The 23,980-nt window shown below is 14.9% G+C and carries 21 protein-coding genes, 4 tRNA genes and 2 rRNA genes; 18 read left to right on the top strand and 9 right to left on the bottom strand.

Annotation, left to right across the window (positions count from 1 at the left end; all coding sequences use genetic code 11):
* Positions 1 to 8: 8 nt before the first annotated feature.
* From A353_RS00690 to A353_RS00680, 3 genes are all read left to right on the top strand, one after another.
* Positions 9 to 2,797, top strand: a 23S ribosomal RNA gene (locus A353_RS00690).
* Between the two features lie 19 nt (positions 2,798 to 2,816).
* Positions 2,817 to 2,926 (top strand): 5S ribosomal RNA (gene rrf, locus A353_RS01190).
* A gap of 24 nt (positions 2,927 to 2,950) precedes the next feature.
* A complete protein-coding gene (locus A353_RS00680; protein ID WP_014887280.1) occupies positions 2,951 to 3,850 on the top strand; it encodes a transaldolase family protein in 900 nt (299 codons plus the stop codon).
* On the opposite strand, the gene A353_RS00675 is transcribed toward A353_RS00680, so the two are convergent.
* Together A353_RS00675 and A353_RS00670 are read right to left on the bottom strand one after the other, a co-directional pair.
* Positions 3,843 to 4,370 carry a redoxin domain-containing protein gene (locus tag A353_RS00675; protein WP_014887279.1) on the bottom strand — a complete coding sequence of 176 codons (528 nt, stop codon included), beginning with the start codon at positions 4,368 to 4,370 and terminating at the stop codon, positions 3,843 to 3,845. The genes A353_RS00680 and A353_RS00675 overlap by 8 nt on opposite strands.
* The gene (locus tag A353_RS00670; protein WP_014887278.1) at positions 4,342 to 6,204 is read right to left on the bottom strand and encodes a class I tRNA ligase family protein; all 1,863 of its coding nucleotides are present in this window, start codon (positions 6,202 to 6,204) and stop codon (positions 4,342 to 4,344) included. Before A353_RS00670 ends, A353_RS00675 begins: the two co-directional genes overlap by 29 nt.
* Between A353_RS00670 and A353_RS00665 the strand changes: the two genes are divergently transcribed.
* The 4 genes from A353_RS00665 to A353_RS00655 all read left to right on the top strand — a co-directional run bounded on the left by A353_RS00665 (position 6,190) and on the right by A353_RS00655 (position 9,355).
* Positions 6,190 to 7,080: a P-loop NTPase family protein gene (locus tag A353_RS00665; RefSeq protein WP_014887277.1), complete on the top strand. Its 891-nt coding sequence runs from the start codon at positions 6,190 to 6,192 to the stop codon at positions 7,078 to 7,080. The genes A353_RS00670 and A353_RS00665 overlap by 15 nt on opposite strands.
* Positions 7,065 to 8,051: an alanine--tRNA ligase-related protein gene (locus A353_RS00660; RefSeq protein WP_014887276.1), complete on the top strand. Its 987-nt coding sequence runs from the start codon at positions 7,065 to 7,067 to the stop codon at positions 8,049 to 8,051. The genes A353_RS00665 and A353_RS00660 overlap by 16 nt, the downstream gene beginning before the upstream one ends.
* A complete protein-coding gene (locus tag A353_RS01085) occupies positions 8,048 to 9,295 on the top strand; it encodes an aspartate kinase (protein ID WP_014887275.1) in 1,248 nt (415 codons plus the stop codon). Before A353_RS00660 ends, A353_RS01085 begins: the two co-directional genes overlap by 4 nt.
* Positions 9,273 to 9,355, top strand: a tRNA-Ser gene (locus A353_RS00655). The genes A353_RS01085 and A353_RS00655 overlap by 23 nt, the downstream gene beginning before the upstream one ends.
* Before the next feature lie 40 nt (positions 9,356 to 9,395).
* Here A353_RS00655 and A353_RS00650 read toward each other — a convergent pair.
* Entirely contained in the window at positions 9,396 to 10,793 is a 1,398-nt protein-coding gene (locus A353_RS00650) for a malate:quinone oxidoreductase (protein WP_014887274.1), read from the bottom strand.
* Positions 10,794 to 10,850: 57 nt separating this feature from the next.
* Between A353_RS00650 and A353_RS00645 the strand changes: the two genes are divergently transcribed.
* Positions 10,851 to 10,924, top strand: a tRNA-Lys gene (locus A353_RS00645).
* A gap of 16 nt (positions 10,925 to 10,940) precedes the next feature.
* The gene (locus A353_RS01080; protein WP_014887273.1) at positions 10,941 to 11,714 is read left to right on the top strand and encodes a dihydrodipicolinate synthase family protein; all 774 of its coding nucleotides are present in this window, start codon (positions 10,941 to 10,943) and stop codon (positions 11,712 to 11,714) included.
* Here the strand turns inward: A353_RS01080 and A353_RS00630 are convergent.
* Positions 11,696 to 11,777, bottom strand: a tRNA-Leu gene (locus A353_RS00630). The genes A353_RS01080 and A353_RS00630 overlap by 19 nt on opposite strands.
* Positions 11,778 to 11,900: 123 nt before the next feature.
* Here A353_RS00630 and A353_RS00625 point away from each other — a divergent pair.
* The gene (locus A353_RS00625; protein WP_014887272.1) at positions 11,901 to 13,076 is read left to right on the top strand and encodes an argininosuccinate synthase; all 1,176 of its coding nucleotides are present in this window, start codon (positions 11,901 to 11,903) and stop codon (positions 13,074 to 13,076) included.
* Here the strand turns inward: A353_RS00625 and A353_RS00620 are convergent.
* Together A353_RS00620 and A353_RS00615 are read right to left on the bottom strand one after the other, a co-directional pair.
* A complete protein-coding gene (locus tag A353_RS00620) occupies positions 13,069 to 13,251 on the bottom strand; it encodes a hypothetical protein (protein WP_014887271.1) in 183 nt (60 codons plus the stop codon). The genes A353_RS00625 and A353_RS00620 overlap by 8 nt on opposite strands.
* On the bottom strand, positions 13,248 to 14,519 hold the full coding sequence (locus tag A353_RS00615) for a class I tRNA ligase family protein (RefSeq protein WP_014887270.1): 1,272 nt from the start codon (positions 14,517 to 14,519) through the stop codon (positions 13,248 to 13,250). The genes A353_RS00620 and A353_RS00615 overlap by 4 nt, the downstream gene beginning before the upstream one ends.
* 73 nt (positions 14,520 to 14,592) lie before the next feature.
* Between A353_RS00615 and A353_RS00610 the strand changes: the two genes are divergently transcribed.
* The 4 genes from A353_RS00610 to A353_RS00595 all read left to right on the top strand — a co-directional run bounded on the left by A353_RS00610 (position 14,593) and on the right by A353_RS00595 (position 17,489).
* Positions 14,593 to 14,665 (top strand) — tRNA-Ile (locus tag A353_RS00610).
* Positions 14,666 to 14,673: 8 nt separating this feature from the next.
* Positions 14,674 to 15,648, top strand: a complete 975-nt coding sequence (locus A353_RS00605) for a glutamate--tRNA ligase family protein (RefSeq protein WP_014887269.1) — start codon at positions 14,674 to 14,676, stop codon at positions 15,646 to 15,648.
* A complete protein-coding gene (locus tag A353_RS00600; RefSeq protein WP_014887268.1) occupies positions 15,635 to 16,678 on the top strand; it encodes an ATP-grasp domain-containing protein in 1,044 nt (347 codons plus the stop codon). Before A353_RS00605 ends, A353_RS00600 begins: the two co-directional genes overlap by 14 nt.
* The gene (locus tag A353_RS00595; protein WP_014887267.1) at positions 16,668 to 17,489 is read left to right on the top strand and encodes a succinyl-CoA synthetase subunit alpha; all 822 of its coding nucleotides are present in this window, start codon (positions 16,668 to 16,670) and stop codon (positions 17,487 to 17,489) included. Before A353_RS00600 ends, A353_RS00595 begins: the two co-directional genes overlap by 11 nt.
* On the opposite strand, the gene A353_RS00590 is transcribed toward A353_RS00595, so the two are convergent.
* From A353_RS00590 to A353_RS00580, 3 genes are read right to left on the bottom strand one after another with little or no spacing between them, the layout of a single operon-like run.
* Entirely contained in the window at positions 17,473 to 19,371 is a 1,899-nt protein-coding gene (locus A353_RS00590) for a class I tRNA ligase family protein (RefSeq protein WP_014887266.1), read from the bottom strand. The two genes, A353_RS00595 and A353_RS00590, sit on opposite strands and share 17 nt — an antisense overlap.
* Positions 19,358 to 19,630 (bottom strand): hypothetical protein, encoded by a 273-nt coding sequence (locus A353_RS00585; RefSeq protein ID WP_014887265.1) that lies wholly within the window; start codon positions 19,628 to 19,630, stop codon positions 19,358 to 19,360. Before A353_RS00585 ends, A353_RS00590 begins: the two co-directional genes overlap by 14 nt.
* Positions 19,614 to 20,882: a MiaB/RimO family radical SAM methylthiotransferase gene (locus A353_RS00580; RefSeq protein WP_014887264.1), complete on the bottom strand. Its 1,269-nt coding sequence runs from the start codon at positions 20,880 to 20,882 to the stop codon at positions 19,614 to 19,616. The genes A353_RS00585 and A353_RS00580 overlap by 17 nt, the downstream gene beginning before the upstream one ends.
* Here A353_RS00580 and A353_RS01170 point away from each other — a divergent pair.
* Genes A353_RS01170 through A353_RS00565 form a run of 4 tightly spaced genes read left to right on the top strand, consistent with a single transcriptional unit; the run spans position 20,881 to position 23,980 of the window.
* The gene (locus A353_RS01170) at positions 20,881 to 21,009 is read left to right on the top strand and encodes a hypothetical protein (protein WP_014887263.1); all 129 of its coding nucleotides are present in this window, start codon (positions 20,881 to 20,883) and stop codon (positions 21,007 to 21,009) included. The two genes, A353_RS00580 and A353_RS01170, sit on opposite strands and share 2 nt — an antisense overlap.
* Positions 20,997 to 21,929 (top strand): 3-deoxy-7-phosphoheptulonate synthase, encoded by a 933-nt coding sequence (locus A353_RS00575; RefSeq protein ID WP_014887262.1) that lies wholly within the window; start codon positions 20,997 to 20,999, stop codon positions 21,927 to 21,929. Before A353_RS01170 ends, A353_RS00575 begins: the two co-directional genes overlap by 13 nt.
* Positions 21,910 to 23,568 (top strand): GTP-binding protein, encoded by a 1,659-nt coding sequence (locus A353_RS00570; protein WP_014887261.1) that lies wholly within the window; start codon positions 21,910 to 21,912, stop codon positions 23,566 to 23,568. Before A353_RS00575 ends, A353_RS00570 begins: the two co-directional genes overlap by 20 nt.
* Positions 23,549 to 23,980 (top strand): hypothetical protein, encoded by a 432-nt coding sequence (locus A353_RS00565; RefSeq protein WP_014887260.1) that lies wholly within the window; start codon positions 23,549 to 23,551, stop codon positions 23,978 to 23,980. Before A353_RS00570 ends, A353_RS00565 begins: the two co-directional genes overlap by 20 nt.

Below are 23,980 nucleotides of genomic sequence, written 5' to 3'. Positions count from 1 at the left end.
AATTATAGTTTTAAAAAAAAAAATGTATATAATGGATGTCTTGGTAACTATAGGCGATGAAAGACGCTAAAATGCGATAATCTTTAATGGTATCTGAATGGGGCAACCTACTAATGCAATATTAGTGTATAGTTTTACGCAAACTGGATGAACTGAAACATCTAAGTAATCCAAGGAAAAGAAATCAAATGAGATTCCCATAGTAGTGGCGAGCGAAATGGGAATAGCCCAAAAAAAAAAAAAAAAAAAAAATTATAATTTTGAATAATTTACAAAAAAAGTAATAGTCTTTTTTATTTTTTTAAATTTTTTTTATTATGAGTATGTTTAGACACGTGAAATCTTAACAGAAGAAAGGGGGACCATCCTCTAAGGCTAAATACTAATAGTTAACCGATAGTGAACTAGTACCGTGAGGGAAAGATGAAATAGAACCTTTTATTAGGAGTGAAATAGAACCTGAAATTATATACATAATAGCAATAGAAGCTGAAAAGTAACTATATACCTTTTGTATAATGGGTCAGCGACTTATATTTTTAAGCAAGCTTAACTTAGGTAGGCATAGAGAAATCAAGTCTGAAAGGGCGAAAGTTTAAAAATATAGACCCGAAACCGAGCGATCTATCCATAAACAGGTTGAAGGTAAAATAAAAATTACTGGAGGACCGAACTGGTTTCTGTTGCAAAAGATTCAGATGATTTGTGGATAGGGGTGAAAGGCTAATCAAGCTCGGAGATAGCTGGTTCTCCTCGAAAGCTATTTAGGTAGCGTCTTATAAATATAAATTAATGGTAAAGCACTGTATTGATTAGGAATTTCTGAATCATAACAAACTATGAATATTAATTTATTTATTATAGGAAACACACAATGGGTGATAACATCAATTGTGGAAAGGGAAACAACCCAGATCATAAATTAAGGTCCCAAAATCTTATTTAAGTGGAAAATGAATTTTATAATCCTTTACAATCAAAAGGTGGGCTTAGAAGCAGCCATCCTTTAAAGAAAGCGTAATAGCTCATTGATATAGATGATAAATTCAAAAAATTTAACGGGGCTAAAATAAGTACCGAAATTATGAACATTATTTTTGTGGTAGAGGAGCGTTGTGTAAATCAAAGAAGATTTATTAAAAAAAAAATAAATTGGAGATATCACAAGTGCGAATGCTGACATAAGTAACAATAAAAAGTGTGAAAATCACTTTCGCCGAAAAATTAAGGTTTTCTATTCAACGATGATCGAAATAGAGTTAGTCGTAACCTAAGATGAGGTTGAAAAACGTAATCGATGGAAAAAAGATTGATATTTCTTTACCATTAATATTGTGATGAAATGTTTCGATAAGTTTTTTAAATCTAGTAAAGGAAAATTAGATTAATAATAAAAAAAATTATAACCAAGTAAATCTAGTTATATTATTTAATTATTTAATAAAATATTAATAAAATTATATCGACAAGAAAAGTTTCTAACATAAAAAATATTAATGTACGTACCGTAATCCGACACAGGTAATTAAGTAGAAAATACTAAGGCGTGTGAGATAATCTAAGTGAAGGAACTAGGCAAAATAGTATCGTAACTTCTGGAGAAGATACACTAGAATATTTATAAATTCTTTATAAAGAACTAGTCTAAGATGTAAGGTGGCTGCAACTGTTTATTAAAAACACAGCACTCTGCTAACGTGTAAACGGATGTATAGGGTGTGACGCCTGCCCGGTGCTGGTAGGTTAATAAAGAATGTTAATTTAAAAAATAAAGCATTTAATAAAAGCCCCAGTAAACGGCGGCCGTAACTATAACGGTCCAAAGGTAGCGAAATTCCTTGTCGGGTAAGTTCCGACCTGCACGAATGGCGTAATGATGGCCACGCTGTCTCCATTTAGAACTCAGTGAAATTGAATTTGCTGTGAAGATGCAGTGTATCTACGGCTAGACGGAAAGACCCCGTGAACCTTTACTATAACTTCACATAGAATATTGGGAATTTTTGTGTAGGATAGCTGGGAGATGATAATCTATAAATGCTAGTTTATAAGTAGTCAACCTTGAAATACCAGTCTAAAATTTTTGATATTCTAATATATAATGTAATCCATTATGTAAAAAATGTGTAGTGGGTAGTTTGACTGGGGCGGTCTCCTCCTAAAAAGTAACGGAGGAGTACAAAGGTACTCTCAATACGTTTGGAAATCGTATGTTGAGCATAAGAGCATATGAGTGCTTAACTGTAAGATAGACATATCAAACAGATACGAAAGTAGGTTCTAGTGATCCGATAATTCTGTATGGAAAGGTTATCGCTCAACGAATAAAAGGTACTCCGGGGATAACAGGCTAATATTGCCCAAGAGTTCATATCGACGGCAATGTTTGGCACCTCGATGTCGGCTCATCACATCCTGGAGCTGGAGTTGGTTCCAAGGGTATGGCTGTTCGCCATTTAAAGTGGTACGCGAGCTGGGTTTAGAACGTCGTGAGACAGTTCGGTCCCTATCTACCGTAGATTAAGAGATTTTGAAAGAATCTGTTTTTAGTACGAGAGGACCAAAATGGTCAAACCACTGGTGTTCCGATTGTTATACCAATAGCATAGTCGGTTAACTAAGTTTGAAATGATAACTACTGAATGCATATAAGTAGGAAGCATATCTTAAAATAAATCTCCAAAGAGTATGTTGCTCTTCTTAAAATAACTTAAAGAACATAAGTTTGATAGATATGATGTGTAAAAACAGCAATGTTTTAGCTAACATATACTAATTTATTATGAGTTTTAAAACTATATTTTTAAATAATAATATCTAATTATTATAGCAAAGTAAGAAACACGTGATCTCTTTCCGAACTCAATTTGTGAAATTATTTTGCGCTTATGGTAGCATTTAATGTGAGAGTAAGAAATAATTAGATAATTTTTTTATAAAAAAAATAATAATGAATATTTTAACATTTTTAAAAAAAAATACAAAAATATCTATAGATAGCGCTGATATAAATTTAATTAAAAATTATAATTTTGATTCAATAACTAGTAATCCAAGTTTAATATTATCTTCAATAATAAATAAATCATATAATTTAATTTTAAAAAAATTTTTTTTAAATTTTAATAAAAATATTTTATTAGATTCCGATGAATCTATTAGTTTTTATGATAATTTATTAATATATATAATTTGTAATTTAATAAAATTTATAAATGATAAAATTTCAATAGAAATACCAGCAAGAATTTCATATAATTATAATAAAATTATAATTTATTCTAAAAAAATTATATATTTATGTGATTTTTTTGGTATTGAAAAAAATAAAATATTAATAAAAATTCCAGCAACAGATTCTGGAATTAAAGCAGCATCAAAATTAAAAATTTTTGGTATTGAATGTAATTTAACTCTTATTTTTGATATGAATCAAGTTAAAAAATGTTTTGATAATAATATATATATAATTTCTCCTTTTGTTGGAAGAATAAGTGATAGTTTATATTGTAAATATGATTCAGGAGTAAACTTTGTAAAAAATATATACAATTATAAAAAAAAATATAATTATAAAACAAAAATTATGGCGGCAAGTTTTAGAAATTTAAATCAAATTATAAATTTATCATTTTGTGATTATATAACAATTTCTCCTATTTTTTTTAATAAATTAATAATGAAAAATATAAATTTTAATATAATTAAAAATAATAAATTTGATTGTTTTAATTTAAATTTTTTAAATAAAATTTCTTCTAAACTTTTATTAAATGGAATAAAACAATTTGATAATGACCATAATAAAATGATAAATTTATTATCTTTTTTAATTAATAATTTTAATTAATTTTTATAGGGATATTATTATAATTCCAATCATATGAACAAAGAGTATTTTCATTTGTATTTATAAAATTCAACATTTTTATTTTTTTTATTATTTCAATAATAGATCTACCAATATTTATATCAATAATTTCTATACTTCTAATTATTAAATTAGGATCAATAATAATTGTTGCTCTCAAAGAATTTCCATCTTTTTTATTTAAAATATTAAAATTTTTTGAAATATTATGGTTAAAATCAGATATAAAAGGAAAATTTATAAATTTTAATTCATCAATCCATTTTTTATGTGTATAATGACTATCTGTTGATATAGCATAAATATTAGTATTATTAATTTTAAATTCATTAATATTTTTTGAAATATCTTTTAATTCTATTGGACATATAAAAGAAAAAGAATAAGGAAAAAAAAAAAAAACATTCCATTTATTTTTTAAATCTTTTTCTTTTAATTCATAAAATTTCTTTTTATAATATGAAATATTTTTAAATGGTTTTATTCTTGTATTTAACATATAATATTTTTTTAATTTTAAAAAATATTTCAAAATAATTTTTTTTTTTTATAATTATAAATTTATTTTTTATTTTTATTATAAAAATATTTTTAATAACAATGTTTTTTATATAAAAATTAATTAAAAAATTCCATTCTTTTGATAATATAAAATTTTTTATAGGAAATAAAATTTTTGTTAAATAAATAAATATTTTTTTTGAAAAAAAATTTTTTTTTATTTTTTTTTTTTTTTCAAAATTAAAATTTTTTAAATAAAATATTAAAATTTTTTTTTTATTTTTATAATAATTATATATATTTATTTTATTATTTAAATAATTTTCTTTTTTTAAAATTAAAAAAGATTTTTTATTATTAATATTAAAAATTTTATTATCATTAAAAATATTTTTTATTAAAACAATTCTAATTTTATTAATATTTTTTTTAATTTTATTAAAATTAATAATATTATTAGTTTTAGAAATTTTTTTATTAAATTTATCTTTAATTAATCCATGAATAATAATTTTTTTAATTAAAATATTTTTTTTTAATAATGTATTTATAATAATCATTTTTATCAACCAATAAAAAATAATATCAAATCCAGATAAAATTAAATCTAATTTTTTATTATGTTTTATATAATTAAATATAATCCAAAATGAAGAATTAAACCATGTATCAAAAACATCTTTTATTTTAAAAAAAATAATATCTCTATTTTTTTTATATAAATAAACATTTTTATTATTATCAACAAAAATTGGAATTCTTGTACCCCAATTAATTTGTCTTGAAATACACCAATTATCTATATTTTTTATCCAAACAAAAAAAATTTTTTTATATTTATTAGAACAAATATAAATTTTTTTTATTATTTTTTTTAAAAAAATTATATTTTTTATTTTAAAATACCATTGATCAAATATTTTATTTTTTATAATTTTTTTATTGTATAAATATTTATAAGAATAATATTTTTTAATAGATATAATATAATTATTTTTTTTTAAATAACAAAAAATATTTTTTTTAATTTTTTTTTTATAAAAAAAAATTTTTTTCTTAGTTCTAATAAAAAAATTTTTTTTAATTTTATAAAAATTTATTTTTTTATTTTTTAATATTATTTTTTGTTTGTTTTTAAAAAATATTAAATAATCAAAATTATTTATATTAGGTGAAATGTTTAATATTTTATTTTTTAAACAATAATAACTTATAATAAAATTTATTTTAATTTTAAAAGGAGATAATAAAAAAAAATTTTTTTTATTTTTTATATTTAAATATAAAAAAGTATTATATAATAAAGATTTTAAATTTGATGTTTTTGAAATTAAAAAAAAATTTTTTTTTTTATATTTTAAAAAAAAATTTGTTTTATAAAAAATTTTTTTTTTTATTTCAAAATCAGATATAATTTTTTTTTTATAAAAATTTTTATGTTGTTTTTTTATAAAAATTAATTTTTTTTTATAAAAAAAATAAAAAAATTTTTTAATATAATTTTCATATTTTTTATTAATTGTAAATTCAATATTTTTATTTATTATATAAAAATTTATAAATTTTAATTGATAAAAAAATTTTTTTTCTAATTTTTTTTTTTTTTTTTTAATTATATTTTTTTTTTTAAATTTTATTAAAGCAGATATTCCTGCATGATCAAAACCAAATATATATTTTATTTTATAACTTAATAAAATTTTATATTTTATAATTATATCAATAATAAAATATTGAAAGAAATGCCCAATATGCATTTCTCCAGTTATATTAGGAGGTGGAAGAACAATTTTAAAAATTTTTTTTTTACAAAAATTATGAATATTGAACATATAAAAAAAATTGAATGCTTATCAACTGGTTCTTTAAACTTAGATAATGTTTTAGGATTAGGTGGTTTACCTTATGGAAGAATAATTGAAATTTTTGGTCAAGAATCATCGGGAAAATCAACATTATCGTTTTCTATAATAAAAGAAGCACAAAAGGTTGGGGATATATGCGCATATATAGATGTTGAACATTGTATAGATTTAAATTATTTAGAAAATTTAGGAATAAATATAAATAAATTATTAATATTTCAACCTAATAATGGAGAACATGTTTTTGAAATTTGTTATAAATTAATAAATACAAAAATGATAAATATAATTATTATTGATTCTATAGCTGCTATTGTATCTCAAAATGAAATAAATTTTTCAGATAATTGTATAGGATCTCATGCAAGATTAATTTCAAAAGGTTTAAAAAAATTAATTTCTATTATTAGAAAAAATAATATTTTATTTTTATTAATTAATCAAGTAAGAACAAAAATAAATAATTTTTTTTCTAAAGAAATTTCTACAGGAGGTAATGCAATTAAATTTTATTCATCTATTAGAATTGAATTAAAAAAAATAGGTTTTTTAAAAAATGAAAATAATATTATTGGTCAAGAAGTTAAAATTATTATATTAAAAAATAAATTATCTAAACCATATAGAGAAACAAAAATACAAATAATATTTGGATATGGTATTTATAAAATAAATGAGATTTTTAATTTTTCTATTAAATTTAAGATATTTAAAAAATATAAAAATAAATTTTTATTTGAAAATACTTATTTTGATAAAAAAGAAATTATTAAAAAATTATTATTAGAAAAATATTTTTATAAAAAAATAGAAAATTTAATTAAAAAATGTTTAATTTTATAAAATATTTTAATATTTATAATTTTTTAATAATTGGAACACAGAATGTTATTTCAAAAAATAATAGTTTATTATTTAATAATTCTGGTTTTTCATCAATTAAAAAATTATTAATAAATAATAACAATAATATTGTTTCTTATCAATATTGTATAAGATTAAAAGGTATTTTTAATGATTTAAAATATAATAATGATGGTATACATCAAACTTCTTTTTTAATGTTAGGAGTTTTTAAAAAAAATAAAAATTTATTTAAATTATTATTTTTATCATTAAATTATATTTATTATATAAAAAAAATAAAAAAAAATAAAATTTTTTTTACTGTTAATAAAAATGATTATTTTAATATAATAATTTTATTATTATGTAAAATTAATGTAAAAAAAATTATTTTTACAAAAAAAAATATATGGAAAATTAATAAAAAAGGTTATTTAGGGTTTTGTATAGAAATATATATACTTAAAAATAAAAATTTAATTGAAATTTGGAATTTTGTTGACATTAAATTTATAAAATTTAATAAAATAATAAAATTAAAAAATAATATAATTGATTCTGGTTTAGGGTACAATAGAATTTGTAATTTTAAAATTTATAATTTAAGATTAAATGATATTTGTAATACTATATATTTAATAATAAATAATATTTGTTTAAATTTTACAAAAAATCATATTTTTATTTTAAACAAATTAATTAAAATTATTATTAAAATAATCTTAATAAAAAAAATAAGTATTTTTAAAATATTTATTTTATTTTTTTTAATTAAAAAAAAATTTTTTTTTAAAAACAATATTTTTTATTTTTTAAATTATATTATTAAAAAAGAATTTTTTTTTTTATTAAATATAAAAAAAATTAATATAAAAAAAATAAATATTAAAACATTAAAAAATATGAATGAGACATTTGGTATACCATATAATTATATTTATAAAATTATAAAAAATATTTATAAATGATAATAATTCAAAAATTTGGAGGTACTTCTGTAGGTTCAAAACAAAGAATTAAATTTTTAAAAAATATAATAAAAAAATATAAAAATTTAAAAATATACACTGTAATGGTTTTATCTGCTATGAGTGGAGAAACTTCGAAAATGGTATTTTTAGCTAGATATTTTTTTTATAAAAAAATTAAAGAATTAGATTGTTTATTATGTGTAGGAGAACAAATAAGTATTTCTTTATTTAGTATATTATTAAATAGTATAAATATTGATTCTAAACCATTAACAAGTATACAAATTTGTTTATTAACAAATAATGATTATAATAACGCTAGAATAATTTGTATTAAAAATTTTTTATTAATAATTAAAAATTTAAAAAAAAATAAAATACCAGTATTAGCTGGTTTTCAAGGAGTAACAAAATCTGGTAATTTTACTACTTTAGGAAGAGGTGGATCAGATACATCTGCTGTAGTTATTACTTTATATTCAAATGCAAAAGAATGTCAAATTTATTCTGATGTAGAATCAGTATTTTTTTCAGATCCAAGAATTTGCAAAAATATAAAAATGGATTTTGCTTCTTTTGAAACAATGTTAGAACTTTCTAGTTTAGGATCTAAAATATTATTTGTTAGATGTGTTGAAATAGCAAGAAAATATAATGTTAACATTAGAGTATTATCTTCTTTTTTAAAAAATAAAGGAACTTTAATTTCAAATAAAAAATATTTTTCTAATTCTATGGAAAGAGTATTAATATCAGGGATAACTCATTCTAATAATGAATCAAAAATAACTGTAAAAAATATTCCAAATACATACGGAGTATCATCTAAAATATTAGGACCATTAATTTCTAATAATATTTGTATTGATATGGTTGTTTATAATTCTGTAATTGGTGAAAAAAAAACAAATTTTACATTTTTAATTGAAAATAAATTTTTAAAAAAATCTATTTATTTAATAAATAAACATATAATTTTAAAATTAGGAGGAAAAATAGAGTTTGAAAGTTCAATTACTAAAATCTCAATTGTAGGAATTGGTTTAAGAACTCATAATAATGTTATAGATAAAATTTTATTTTGTACTTCAAAGCTTCAAGTTAATATTATTTTAATTTCCACTTCTGAAACTAAAATTTCTATATTAATTAAAGATTTTGATACAATTTTATTAATAAAAGAATTATATTCTTTATTTAATTATAATAATATGTTTAGGAGAAATGGTCGAGTGGCTTAAGACACTCCTCTGCTAAAGGAGTATATTTATTTATCGTAGGTTCGAATCCTACTTTCTCTATTATATTTGTAACTCATCGGATAGAGTTTTTGATTACGAATCAAAATGAAAAAGGTTCAATTCCTTTCAAATATAATAAATAATTTAAAATTTTTGTTTTTTTATTAATATTTTTTATATTAAATAAAAATTTTTTAGGAATAAACACCCAATTCTTTAATAATTTAAAGATTATATCTACAACTATTGATGCTCCTGGTGATGCACCCATTAAAAATGCAATTTTTTTATTTTTATTAAAAATAATTTTTGTTCCAAATGTTAATTTTAAAATTTTTTTTTTTTTTAAAATTTGTAACCTTTTACCTGCTTTTTTAATATAACTTTTTTTTAACAATTTTGTAAAATTAAATAAATCAAATATTTTTTTTTTTTTAGTTTTAAAATTTTCTTTAATTAAATAATTTATTATTGAATAATTTTTAATAGTAAAAAAAATAAAATTTAATATAAATTTTAAATTTATATTTTTAAAAATAGTTTTATTATTATTAACTAGTACTTTAAATGTTAAACCTGCAAATGGACCAAATAAAATTTTCTTTTCATTAAAAATAGTTCTTATATCTAAATGTGGAATACTCATTGGTGGATTATTTTTTAAAGTTTCGCTATAAATTTTTAAATTATGTTTAATTATATTACTTTTTTTTTCATTTATTAACCAACTACCGTTGACTGGTAATTCAAAATATTTTCTAGATATAAATTTATTAAATTTTTTTAAAAGTAATAAAGTACTTCCTCCAGCACAAACAAATATATAATCTACTATTATTTTAAATTTTTTTAATTTAAAAAATTCAATTAAAAAAAAATTTTTAATTTTTTTAATTTTTTCAATATTGCAAAAAAAATATAAATTAATATATTTTTTTTTTGTTAAAAAATAAAATATTTTTTTTGATAAATATTGATAATTGATATCAAACCCATTTTTATAATAAGTAATACTATAATTTTTTTTTATTTTTTTTTTTTTAATTAAAAGTGGAAATATTTTATTTAAAATGAATATATTATTTGTAAATTTAATAGATTTATTATAAAATCTAATTTTTTTAAAAATGTTTTTTAATTTATTATTTTTTTTTAAAAAAAAAAATGATACATGTGGGGTATTAGAAATTATTTTTTTAAAATTAAATAAATTAAAAATTTTTATCCAAGAAAAAAAATTCTTTGTTAAATTAAATTTACAATAAATTCTAATATTTTTTTTAATAAAATAATTATTATTAATTATATAAACGTAATTATTTTCACACATTCCTGAATGTCCAGTACCAGCATTATTAATTGCTTTAGAATTTTCTAAAGAAATATTATTATTTGTTTCAAATACTAAAATTTTATTTTTTTTATTTAATAAATATAACATTAAATTTGTTATAGCACTGATTATACCAGAACCAATTATAGCTATATTATATAACATTTTTTTAATTTTAAAATTTGTCTTTTTTTTAAGAAAAGTATATAAAATATGTAAACAGGGTTGTTAGCTCAGACTGGTAGAGCACTTGGCTTTTAACCAATTGGTCATAGGTTCAAATCCTATACAACTCATATATTAATATAAAATATGTTTAATATAGTAGCGTTAATAACTCCATATAAAAAAAATCATAATATAGATTGGTTAAATTTAAATTTTCTTATAAATTTTCATATAAATAACAAAATTAATTTAATATTATTATTAGGTACAACCGGTGAAGGTCATAATTTTGATATTTTAATGTTTTTTAATATAATAATTTTTGTTAAAAAATTTAAAATAAAATTTATTTTTAATATATTTGATGTTAATATAAAATTAATTTTTAAAAAAATTTTTTTTTTAAAAAAAAATTTTTTTTTTATAATTTTAATATCAATTCCAAAATATATATTACCAAATAATGTTAGCATATTTAAATATTGTAAATCAATAAATAAATTTGGTATAAAAATTATATTTTATAATATTCCTAAAAGAAATTCAAAAAAAATTTCTTTTTTATTATTTAAAAAATTAATAAAAAAAAAATTTTTTTTTTATATTAAAAATTCTAATAATAATATAATTAATAATATTTTTTTTAAAAAAAATAAAATATTAATATTATTTGGAGAAGATAAAAATTTATTTTTTAGATCTTTTTTTTTTGGAACTATATCTGTATATAATAATTTATTACCAAAAATTTTTTTTAAATTAAATAAAAATATTATTTTATATTTTAAAAAAAATAATTTTGAAATAAATCCAATTTTAATAAAATTTTTTTTATCTAAAAGTTTTTTAATAAAAGGTATATTTAATAATTTATTATTTGGAATAAATCCTTTTTTTTTTACCCAAAGTCAGACTTGAACTGACACGTTTATAAAACCAGGGATTTTAAGTCCCTTGCGTCTACCATTCCGCCATATGGGCAAAAAAAAAATAAAATAAAACCAAAACTGGAATCGAACCAGTTTATATGGGTTTGCAACCCACTACATAACCAATATGTTATTTGGTTACAAAATAAAAATATATTATTTATAATTTGTCAATATGAATAAAAAAAAAATTGTATTAGCATATTCTGGAGGGTTAGATACTTCTGTTATAGTTAAATGGTTACAAAAAAATAAATTTGAAGTTATTACTTTTACAGCAGATATTGGTCAAGGAGAAGAAGTAATTTTTGCAAAACATAAAGCTAAAAAAATGAATGTTAAAAGAATATATATCAAAAATTTAAAAAATGAATTTATTAAAAATTATATATTTCCATATTTAAGATCTAGTATAGAATATGAAAATTTTTATTTATTAGGAACTGCATTATCTAGACCTTTAATTTCAAAAGAATTAATGAAAATATCATATTATGAAAAAACAAATTATGTAGCACACGGATCTACTGGAAAAGGTAATGATCAAATTAGATTTGAATTAGGATTTAAATATTTTAACCCAAATATAAATATAATAGCTCCTTGGAGAGTATGGGATATTAATACTAGAGATAAATTATTAAATTTTTGTATAGAAAATAATATTAATATAAATAAAAAAACAAAAAAATTTTCTATAGATAAAAATATTTTTCATAATTCTTATGAAGGAGGTGATTTAGAAAATATTTTTTTTGAACCAGAAGAAAATATGTGGGAAAATACATTATCTAATCAAATTAGTATAGATTATCCTATATATTTTACATTAACATTTAAAAATGGAGATTTAATAAAATTAAATAATAATTTTTATAATATAGAAGAATTATATTTAAAATTAAATAAACTAGGTTCCATTTCTGGTATTGGAAGAATTGATATAATAGAAAATAGATATATTGGAATAAAATCAAGAGGATGTTACGAATCACCTGGTGCTACTATAATAATGTTTGCTCGTAAACATTTAGAAGATTTAGTTTTAGATAAAAAAATATTTGATTTAAAAAAAAAAATTTCTTATGATTATTCATTATTAGTATATAATGGATATTGGTGGTCACCTGAAAGAATTATGCTTCAAAATATTATTGATTATACACAAAAATATGTTAACGGTGTTATAAAATTAAAAATTTATAAAGGTGTTATTACTATTATAAATAGATTTTCTAATAATTCATTATATAATTCTAAGAATTCTTCTTTTAATGAAATTTCAGAAAAATTTTCACAATTTGATTCTAGTGGTTTTATAAATATTAATAGTTTAAGAATAATTATTTAATGCAATTATTTTTACAATTAATTTTACAATAATTACATATATTACATTTAAAAAAAATTTTTTTTTTTTTAATAAATATTTTATCTTTTGGGCAAAAAATAATACAATAATTACATTTTATACAATTTAAAGTTTTTTTTTTAATATTATATAATAAAAAATTTTTAACTTTCATATTTTTTTTATTTTAAAAAAAGTATTATTTTTAAATATTTTTTTTTTTATTTTTTTGTTCAAAATTTTTAAAAAAAAATTAATTATTTTTATATATATAAAAAATATTTTTGAATTATAATTATAAATTAAAAAAAAATTTTTATTTTTCCAAAATTTATTTAAATCAATAATTTTATTTATTTTATAAATAATGTTTAAATTATTTTTAATTATATTATTTAAATTAATTTTTTTTAATAAAAATAAATTAAATTTATTTTCTTTAAAAAAAAAAAAATCACTTATTTTATTATCAAAAAAAAGAAAAAATTTTTTTATTCTAAAATAAAAGTTTATTATTTTATTTAAAAAAATTTTTTTATAAAATAATTTTATATTATTTATATCTAAATTTATATCTTTTATATCATTTTTTAAGTTTATTAAAAAAAAAAATTTAATTAAATTTTTGTTTAATATTGGGATTTTAATTTTACTTGATTTTGATATTTTTTTATTATAATTTATAAAACCATGTAAAAAAATTTTACTTTTATTAAAATTTAATATTTTTAATATTATATTAAATATTTTATGAAAATAAATAATATCTTTACCAATAAAATTTGTAATTTTTTTAAATTTATTTAAAAATAAAATATTATTAGAAATATAACTTATAATAGCATCATACCATACATAAAAATATGTTTTATTTTTTGATATAACACGAATACCACAATAAATTTGATTTCTAGTAAAATCCCAATCATTAAAAATATAATTTTTAAAAAAATAACTATTAATACGTTTAATAATAATATTTTTAAATTTTTTTATTTTAAAATAAAATATATTTTTATTACATTTTATACAAAAAAAAAATTCAATTTCAATTTTACATATTTTACATATTTTTTTTATGTATTTATCAGGGATAAAAAAATTTTTTTTTTTATTAAAAAATCTAAAAATAGATTTATTATAAATTTTATTATTATCACATAAATATATAAAAATCCAATTTGTAATTCTTTTATTAATAAAAGTATTTGTTTTTTTTTGAGAAAAAAAAAAATTGAAATATTTAATTTTTTTTTTATTTAAAAATTCTATTTTTAAAATATTATTTTTTTTTATTAAACCATGACAATCTAATCCTGTAAAAATTTTACATTTAAAATATTTTTTTAATAAAATATAGTATATATTAGAAATATACATTTCATAAATATGTCCAACGTGTAATATATTATTAATATATGGTAATGCTATTGTAATTAACATTTTTGATAACAATATTTTTTATTTTTATCATTAGAAAAGTTAAAAACCTTTAATTTATATTTTTATAAAAATAGGGTTTATAACTCAATGGTTAGAGTATAGGACTCATAATCCTCTAGTTGTAGGTTCAACTCCTACTAAACCCAAAAAAATAATGAATTTTAATAGAATAGCTATTACACCAAGTGGTGTACCTCATTTAGGTAATATTTATATTTTTTTTATTAATTATATTTTAAAAAATAAAATTTTAAATAATTTATTTTTAAGGATTGATGATACTAACAAAAAAAATAATAAAAATATAAATATATTTTTTATTATAAAAAATTTAAAAAAAAATGGTATTTTTTTTAAAAAAATATTAAAACAAACTAATTTTATAAATTATTATATAAAAAAAAATTTTTTTAAAAAAAAAAATTGTTATAAAAAAATATTTATTAATAATAAAATAAAAAAAAAAAATTTATCTTATTCAATAAATATTATTATTAATAATTCTAAAATTTTTTTTTTTGATAATAATTTTAAATTATTAAAATATAAAATTTTTTTTCATAATTTTGTTTTTATTAGATCTAATATGATACCAATTTATCATTATTCATCAATAATAGATGATAATTATAATAATGTAAACTTAATTTTAAGAGGGAAAGAATGGTTAAATCAAATTCCTTTTCAATTAAATTTAATTAAAAAAATAAAATTAAAAATTAATTTTCATCATATTTCTAATATAAATAATTTAAATAATAAAAAATTATCTAAAAGAAATTGTTCAAAAAATACATTAAATAATATTTTTTTTTTTAAAAAAAATAAATTAATGTTTTTTAACAATAAAGATTATAAATTTATATCATTAGAAAAAAAAAAAAAAACAAAAACAAAAATAAACAATTATATTATGATAAATTTATTATATTTTATAAAAAACATAAATATAGAAAATTTTTCTTTATTTTTAAAATCAAAAATATTATATTTAAAAGATGCAAAAATAGAAATAAATTTTTCAAATTTAAATTTTTTTAGTAAAATTTTTAAAAATTTAAAAGAATTAGATTTAAACAATAAAATTTTATTATTTATAAATAATATTAAAAAATATGAATTTATATGAATATGAATCTAAAAAAATATTAAAAAAATTTAATTTTTTAATATTAAATTCTTATTTAACAAAAAAAATATTTTTTATAAAAAATAAAATATATAAAATACAAGTACATTCTGGTTATAGAAAAAAAAATAACGGTGTTATTTTAATAAAAAATTATAATCAATGTTATTTTTTTTTTAAAAAATGGAAAAATTCTTTTTTATTTAAAAAAAAAATAAAAAATTTTTTAATAGAAGATTATTTATTATATGAAAAAGAATTATATATAACTTTTTATATAAATTATAATTTAATAAATTTTATTATTTCTCATAAAGGTGGAATTGATATTGAAAATGAATTAAAATTAAATTTTTTAAAATTAAAATTTAATTATTTGATTATTAATTATTCTATATTTGATTATTTATCAAATTTTAATTTTAAAAATTCTATAATAAAAAAAATAATTAAAATAATTTATAAATTATATAAATTTATTATATTAAATGATATAAATTTAATAGAAATTAATCCATTAGTTATTAAAAACAATAGTTTATTTATATTAGATTGCAAAGTAATTTTAAATAAAAAAAAAAATATTTTTTTTTCTGATAAAATTTCTAATTTATTAAAAATTAATTATATTCAATTAAAAGGAAAAATTTGTTGTATTGTTAATGGTGCTGGTTTAGCATTAAATACATTAGATTTATTTAATTATTATAATGAAAATTGTTTTAATTTTTTAGATTTAAGTGGAAAAATAAAAAAATATAATTTATTCATTTTATTTAATTTTTTAATAACAAAAAAAATATTAATTTTATTTATAAATATATTTGGTGGGATTGTTTCTTGTAAAAAAATTCTTTTTTCTATTTTAAATTTAATGTATTTTGATTTTAAATTTAAATTAATAATAAAATTAGAAGGAATGTTTTCTAATTATTCAAAAAAAATTTTAATTAAATATAAAAATTTAATAATAATTGAAGAATTTATAAAATGTATTAAAAATAGTATAATTTTTTTAAATGTTAAATAAAATTCTTTCATGTGGTTTAACAGGAAATTTTGGATATTTTCATACAAAAATTTCAATTTTATATGGTACTAAAATTGTAAGTGGTGTAAATTATAAAAAAAAAGGACATTTATGTTTAAATTTACCTATATATTCTTCTTCTTTTAAATCAATAAAAACAACAAAATGTAAAATTTCAATAATTTTTATACCATCTTATTATTGTAAAAATATTATTATTGAAAATATTTATTCTGGAATAAAAATTATTATATGTATATCAGAAGATATAAATATTTTTGATATGTTAAAAATAAAATTTTTTTGTCAAAAATATAAAATTTTATTTATAGGTCCTAATTCTCCAGGAATTGTTATTCCTTTTTATAATATTAGACTTGGAATTTTTCCAATTAAAAATATTAAAATAGGGGAATTATTTATTCTTTCTAGATCTGGTACTTTATCTTATAAAGCAATAAAAGTAGCAAATAAATTAAAAATAGGTCAATCTATATGTTTAGGAATAGGAGGAGATTTAATTATAGGATTTAATATAAAAAAATTTTTTCCTTATTTTATAAAATTAAATTTAACAAAAAAAATTTTAATAATTGGTGAAATAGGTAGTGAATTAGAAAGTCAATTTTTAAAATATAAAAAAATAAAAATTTTTTTTTTAATTTCTGGTATTTTTTCTCCGTTAAAAAAAAAAATGGGTCATGCAGGAGCAATAAATAATAAATTAAATGATATATTAAAAAAAATAAAAAAAATTAAAAAAAAATTTTTAATTTTAAATAATTTAAATGAAATTATTTTAATAAAATAGAAATTTCATCCATAGATATAATAATTTTTTTAATAAATAGAAAAGTAAATTTTAAGTTTTTTAAATTTATTTTTTTTATTTTTTTTATAAATTTTTTATTATAAAATAAATTAAAAAAAAAAAAAGAAATATTATTTATTAAAAATTTTTCAATAGGATAATAATTTCCTATTTTAAACCATAAAATTTTAGAAATATTTGGTATAATTGGGTATAACCAATAAATTATAATTTCTAATTGTTTAATTGAATTATTGTTAAATAAAATTTTATTTATAATTGACATTATATTATGTATTTTTTTTATATTTAATATATTTTTAATACTAATAATTTCTTTATTGTTTTTAATATTTAAAATAATTAAATTATTTATTTTTAATATAAATTTTTTATAAATTAAAAAATTATTTATATTCCAAATAATATTTTTATTTATTGGTTTTTGTGTTATAATTAATAATCTTAAAATATCTGATCCATAATTATTTATTATTAATAACGGATTAATCCCATTTTTTTTTGATTTTGACATTTTTTCTACTTTTAAAAAATAACTTTTTTTATTTTTTTTACAAAAAATTTTTTTATTATTTTTTATTTTATAATAAACATTATTTAATATCAATCCTTGATTGATTAAATTAAATATTATTTTTTTATTATTCAAAATTTGAAAATCATAAAAAATTAAATTAATAACTCTTAAATACAATAAATGTATATTTGCATGCTCTTCTCCACCAACATAATATTTAATAGGAAACCAATCATTTTTTTTAATATTATTTATATTTTTTGTTTTAAAATAATTTAAATAATACCATGATGATTGAAAAAAAGTATCTATAGTTGATTTTGATTTAAATTTTCTATTTTTATTTTTTTTAAAAAAAAATGGAGACCCCCATAATCTATATCTTTCAAAAGCCCAATTTTTTAAGTTACTATTTTTAATTAAAAAAATTCTTTTTTTATTTATATATAAATTTATTTTTTTTTTTGAAAAAAAAATATTTTCTAATTCAAAATTAGTAATTATTATTTTTTTATTTTTTTTTTCAATATTATTAAAAAAAAAAATTTTTATTTTGTAAATTTTCTTAAAAATATTTTTTATTTTTAAAAATAAAATTTTATTATTTAAAATAAAATTAATATTTTTTATATTTAAATAATTTTTATTATAATTTAAATATAAAAAGTTTATTTTTTTTAAAAAATATAATTTTATATTAATCCATTTTTTTTGAATTTTTTTTATTTTATTAGACCATTTAATTTTTTTTAAATTAAAAATTAATCTTTTAGTATATTTTTTTATATTAATAAACCAAGTAAAAATTTTTTTTTTTTCAGCAATTAAACCTGATCTCCAACAAATATTATTATTTATTTGTTCATTTGATAAAATACATCCTTCTTCATTATCCCAATATATTTTTTCAAAATTTTTATATAAAAGATTATTTTTTAAAAATAATATTAAAATTAAAAATTCCCATTTATAAAAATTAAAATCACATGTTAAAAATTCAAAATTTTTATTTATATTTATACTTAAATTTTTAATTTGTTTTCTCATTAATTTAATATTTGATAAAGTCCATTTTAATGGAGAAAGATTATTTTTTTTTGAAGCATTTTCTGCAGGTAAACCGAATGAATCCCAAGCTATTGGGTGTAATACTGTTTTTTTTTCTAAAAATTTAATTCTATTTATTATATCAGTTAAAACATAATTTCTAACATGACCTAAATGTAATTTTCCACTAGGATAAGGAAACATTGGTAATATAAAAATTTTATTTTTATTATTTTTATTTATGATTTTATTATTTATTTTTTTTTCTATAAAATAAGGATTTTTAAAATATTTCATTTATTTTATTTTCTAGTATAGAATTATGATTTATTTTTATAAAATGTTTAAAACTGTGTTTAATTAGAGGTAATCTGCATTTATGAATTAATAATAATAAATTATTTTTATTATTTTTATAAAATAAATTTTTTTTTATTTTAAAATAATATAATATTTTATTTTTAATAATAATAAATAATTTAATTTTTTTTTTTATTTTAAAATTAATAAAAAAAAATATTTTATATTTACTAAATATATTAATATATATTTTCATATATTCCTAAAAAAAAATTTTTTTTATGTTTTATAATTTTTATATTTATAAAATTTCCTATTATAGTATAGTCATAAAATTCAAAAAATACTAATTTAAAATTATCCATTTTTCCAATAAATATATTATTTTTAATATATCCAATTACTAAAATTCTAACTATTTTATTTAATAAAGAATATTTATTTTTTATTAAAAATTTTTGAAATAAAAATAATTTAAATTTATTATTTTTTGTATAATTTTTAAAATTATAAGAAATTGTGTTAATTCTTTTTGAATATGAAAAAAAAAAGATTTCTAAAAAATTTACTTTTTTTAAAATTTTTAAAGATTTATCATAATCAAAAAAATTTTCTTCTGGAAATGATAATATTATATCAGATGAAAATGTTGTTTTTTTTATTTTTTTAATTTTTTTTAAAAAAAATAAATATTCAAATAAATTATATTTTCTATTCATTTTTTTTAAAATTTTATTTGATGCAGATTGTAATGGTAAATGGAAATGGTTTGAAATTTTAATTATATTTTTATATAAATAAAAAAAATTATTATTAAAATCTTTAATATTTGAAGATAAAAAATTAATTCTTTTAATATTTTTAATTTTTGATATATTAAATATTAAAGAATTAAAATCAATTTTTTTATAAAAATATGAATTAACATTTTGTCCTAATAAAGTAATTTCGCAAAAAAATTTTTTTATATTTTTAATTATATTAAAAATAATATAATTATTAGAATAATAATATTCTTTTCCTTTTATTTGTGGTATTACACAATAAGAACAATTATGATTACAACCTTTCATTATTAAAAAAAAATTATTTATTTTATTTTTTAAAAAGTAATTTATTTTTTTTTTTATAAAAAAAATTTTTTTTTTATTTTTTATAAAAAAAATAATTAATTTATTAATATAAATATTACATATATTATTAAATAAAATATCAATTTTTAATAATTTAATTTTTTCAAAGTTATTAAATTCAGTTAAACATCCTGTTAATAAAATTAAATTTTTTTTATATTTTTTTAAAAAAAACCATTTTTTTAATTCTTTAAAAATTTTTAATTCTGGGTTATTTCTAATAACACAACTATTTAATATTAATAAATCACAAAAAAAAAAATTATTTTTTATTTTTACTTTAAAATATTTTAAAAAATTAAAAAATTTTTCTGATTCTAAATTATTTATATTGCAGCCTAACGTTTTTATAAAAATTTTAATAAATTTATACATGGCGGTACAAAAAAGTAAAAAATCTAAAAGTAAATCAAGAATTAAAAAAAATAATATTTTAAAAAAAAAAATATTAAAAATAGATAATTATTATAATATTAATATTAAATATTTATGTTTAAAATAATAAATATAAAAAGATTAAAAAAAGATTTAATTAACTATAATAAAATAAATATAAAATTTTTTAAAGAAATTATAAAAAATAATTATAAAAAAATTATAATTATTCTAGGACCTTGTTCTTTATCTAATATTAAAGAATTTATTTTTTATTTAAATAATATAAAAAAAATTAATTTAAATTTAAAATATATAATTAGAATTTATTATGAAAAACCAAGATCAAATATTGGTTGGAAGGGTTATATTTATGATCCATATATAGATAATAGTAATTCTGTCATTGATTCTTTTTATATAATAAGAAAATTAATGATAAAAATTTTAAATTTAAAATTTCATTTAGCAACAGAATGTTTAAATTTTTATTTTTTAAATTTTTTTATTGATTGTATAAGTTGGGTTTGTATTGGTGCAAGAACTATGAATTCTCAATTACATAGAGAATATTGTTCTAATATTAATAGTATAATTGGAATTAAAAATGATTTATCTGGAAAATTGTCATTTTTGAACGATTTTAAAATTTCTTTAATTAATAAACATTTTTATATTTGTTTCGATTTTTATAAAAAAAAATTTAGTAAAGGAAATAAAAATTTTCAATTTGTTTTAAGAGGAGAAAATTTACCAAATTTTAATTATTCTATAATAAAAAAAATAAAAGAATCAATAATTATTGATTGTTCTCATTCTAATTCTTTTAAAAAATCTATTTTTCAAATTTTTGTTTTTGAAAATATATATAATCAATTTAAGTATTATAAAAATAATATTAATGGAATTATGTTAGAATCTTATATAAATTTTGGTAATCAAAATATTTTTAATAAATTTAAAAATTTATCTATAACTGATTCGTGTATAAGTTTTTATTTATTAAAAATTATTTTGTTTAAATTAAATGAATTTAATAACGATTAATATATCAATAATTGCTCATGTTGATCACGGAAAAACAACTTTATTGAACTCTATATCAAATTTTTGTAAAAATTTTTTTAATTATAAAAAAAAATTTTTTCTAAAAAATAATTATTTATATACTATAAAGTTTAATTTTATTACAGTGTTATATATTAATTTTTTATTAAATTTTATAGATTGTCCAGGACATTTTGATTTTATTAATGAAATTTATAAAATAATTTTTTTTTGTGAAATATCATTTATTATTATTGATATAAATAAAGGTATTGAAACACAAACTTTGTTTTGTTATAATTTATCAAAAAAATTTAAAAAAAAAATTATTATTTATTTTAATAAAATTGATATATTTTTAAAGTATAATTTATTAAAACAAAAATTTTTTTTATTTAATAAAAAACAAAAAATTAATTTTATAATATCTAAATATAGTATTGGAATAGAAAAAATTTTTTTTTTTAATTTTATAAAAAAAAAAATTAAAAAAAAATCTTTTTTTATATTAGATAAAATTTCCAATATTAAAAATGAAAATATATTTATAATAAAAGTAATATCTGGAATAATAAAAATTAATGATTTATTAAAAAATAAATTTAACGAAATATTTGAAATTTTAAAAATAGGTATTTTTTTACCAAAAAATTTTTTTTTAAAAAAAACTTTTAATAATTGTATACATTTTTTTTTTTCAAAAAATAATTTTAATAATAATTATTTTTTTGAAAAAAAAAAAAAAATTTTTTTTCAAAAAATAAATCCAAATATATATTATAATTTATTTATAGAAAATAATTTTTTTTTAATAAAATTAATTGAAAATGATTGTTCTATATATTTTGAAAAACAAAATTCTATTTTATTAGGAGAAAATTTTTTTTTAGGTTTTATTGGGTATTTACATAGTGAAATTTTTTTTAAAAAATTAAAAATATATAATTTATTTTGGGTTTCAAATCCTAAAATTTTTTTTTTATTTAATTTTAAAAATATTTGGTATTTTGATACGTTTAATAATAATAATTATTTAGAATATGAACAAATAATGTTTGTTAATTTATATATTTTAAAAAAAAATTTTTTTAAAATTATTCAATTTATATTTAATAATAATTATTATAAAATAAAAATATTAAAATTTAAAAATTTAATTATAATTAATTTTTATATTAATTTATTTAAAATTATTAATGGATTTTTTTTAGAATTAAATAAAAATATAAATGGTTTTATTTTTTTTGAATTTATTTATCATCATTTTTTAAAAAGTTATTTATATTTTATAAAAATTAGTATAAATAATAAAATAATTAAAGAATTAAATTTAATTTATGATAAAAATATTTATAAAAATTGTTATTTATTTTTTAATAAAATAAAAAATAATATAAATTATAATTTAATTGATATAAATATTAAATTTATTAATAAAAAACAAATAATTTTTTCTAAAAAAATATTTTGTTATAAAAAAAATGTTATAGAAAAATGTTACGGTGGGGATATAACTCGTAAAATGAAATTAATTAATAAGCAAAAAATTGGAAAAAAAAAAATGTTTTTTTTTTCAAATTTAGAAATTAATAAATTTAATATAATTAATATTATAAAAAATGAATTTTCAAATATTTAAAAATTTAATAATATTAGGTAATAAAATTTTTAATTTTAATTTAATAAATATAAATAAAAATTTTTTTTTTAATAGTATTTTAAAAAAAATAAAAAAAATTTTTTTTTTAAAAATAATTTCAAATTTTTTTAGTTTTTTTTTTTTTATAAGTATTAAATATATAATTTATGGAAATAATTTTATTTTTTTTTTTTTACTTTATTATTTAAATAAATATTTTTATAAAAATTTAAATTTTTTTTTAAAAAAAAAAATAAAATTAATTAATATTTTTAAAATTAATAAAATAATATTGTTTAAAATTTGTTATAAAATAAAAAGAAATATAATTAAAAAATATAGTTTAAATTTAACAAGAAAAATATCAGAAAAAACATCTTTTAAAAAAATATTAAAAACTATTTTATTGTAA

The organism is Candidatus Carsonella ruddii HC isolate Thao2000, assembly GCF_000287275.1.
The sequence above is the reverse complement of the archived record's forward strand: the minus strand, read 5'-3'. Positions and strand labels throughout refer to the sequence as shown.

Excerpts from the sequence above, each read along its gene's own strand:
- A353_RS00680 (WP_014887280.1), top strand. The coding sequence starts at position 2,951 with ATGAATATTTTAACATTTTTAAAAAAAAATACAAAAATATCTATAGAT.
- A353_RS00675 (WP_014887279.1), bottom strand. The coding sequence starts at position 4,370 with ATGTTAAATACAAGAATAAAACCATTTAAAAATATTTCATATTATAAA.
- A353_RS00665 (WP_014887277.1), top strand. The coding sequence starts at position 6,190 with ATGAATATTGAACATATAAAAAAAATTGAATGCTTATCAACTGGTTCT.
- A353_RS00670 (WP_014887278.1), bottom strand. The coding sequence starts at position 6,204 with ATGTTCAATATTCATAATTTTTGTAAAAAAAAAATTTTTAAAATTGTT.
- A353_RS00660 (WP_014887276.1), top strand. The coding sequence starts at position 7,065 with ATGTTTAATTTTATAAAATATTTTAATATTTATAATTTTTTAATAATT.
- A353_RS01085 (WP_014887275.1), top strand. The coding sequence starts at position 8,048 with ATGATAATAATTCAAAAATTTGGAGGTACTTCTGTAGGTTCAAAACAA.
- A353_RS00650 (WP_014887274.1), bottom strand. The coding sequence starts at position 10,793 with ATGTTATATAATATAGCTATAATTGGTTCTGGTATAATCAGTGCTATA.
- A353_RS01080 (WP_014887273.1), top strand. The coding sequence starts at position 10,941 with ATGTTTAATATAGTAGCGTTAATAACTCCATATAAAAAAAATCATAAT.
- A353_RS00625 (WP_014887272.1), top strand. The coding sequence starts at position 11,901 with ATGAATAAAAAAAAAATTGTATTAGCATATTCTGGAGGGTTAGATACT.
- A353_RS00620 (WP_014887271.1), bottom strand. The coding sequence starts at position 13,251 with ATGAAAGTTAAAAATTTTTTATTATATAATATTAAAAAAAAAACTTTA.
- A353_RS00615 (WP_014887270.1), bottom strand. The coding sequence starts at position 14,519 with ATGTTAATTACAATAGCATTACCATATATTAATAATATATTACACGTT.
- A353_RS00605 (WP_014887269.1), top strand. The coding sequence starts at position 14,674 with ATGAATTTTAATAGAATAGCTATTACACCAAGTGGTGTACCTCATTTA.
- A353_RS00600 (WP_014887268.1), top strand. The coding sequence starts at position 15,635 with ATGAATTTATATGAATATGAATCTAAAAAAATATTAAAAAAATTTAAT.
- A353_RS00595 (WP_014887267.1), top strand. The coding sequence starts at position 16,668 with ATGTTAAATAAAATTCTTTCATGTGGTTTAACAGGAAATTTTGGATAT.
- A353_RS00590 (WP_014887266.1), bottom strand. The coding sequence starts at position 19,371 with ATGAAATATTTTAAAAATCCTTATTTTATAGAAAAAAAAATAAATAAT.
- A353_RS00585 (WP_014887265.1), bottom strand. The coding sequence starts at position 19,630 with ATGAAAATATATATTAATATATTTAGTAAATATAAAATATTTTTTTTT.
- A353_RS01170 (WP_014887263.1), top strand. The coding sequence starts at position 20,881 with ATGGCGGTACAAAAAAGTAAAAAATCTAAAAGTAAATCAAGAATTAAA.
- A353_RS00580 (WP_014887264.1), bottom strand. The coding sequence starts at position 20,882 with ATGTATAAATTTATTAAAATTTTTATAAAAACGTTAGGCTGCAATATA.
- A353_RS00575 (WP_014887262.1), top strand. The coding sequence starts at position 20,997 with ATGTTTAAAATAATAAATATAAAAAGATTAAAAAAAGATTTAATTAAC.
- A353_RS00570 (WP_014887261.1), top strand. The coding sequence starts at position 21,910 with ATGAATTTAATAACGATTAATATATCAATAATTGCTCATGTTGATCAC.
- A353_RS00565 (WP_014887260.1), top strand. The coding sequence starts at position 23,549 with ATGAATTTTCAAATATTTAAAAATTTAATAATATTAGGTAATAAAATT.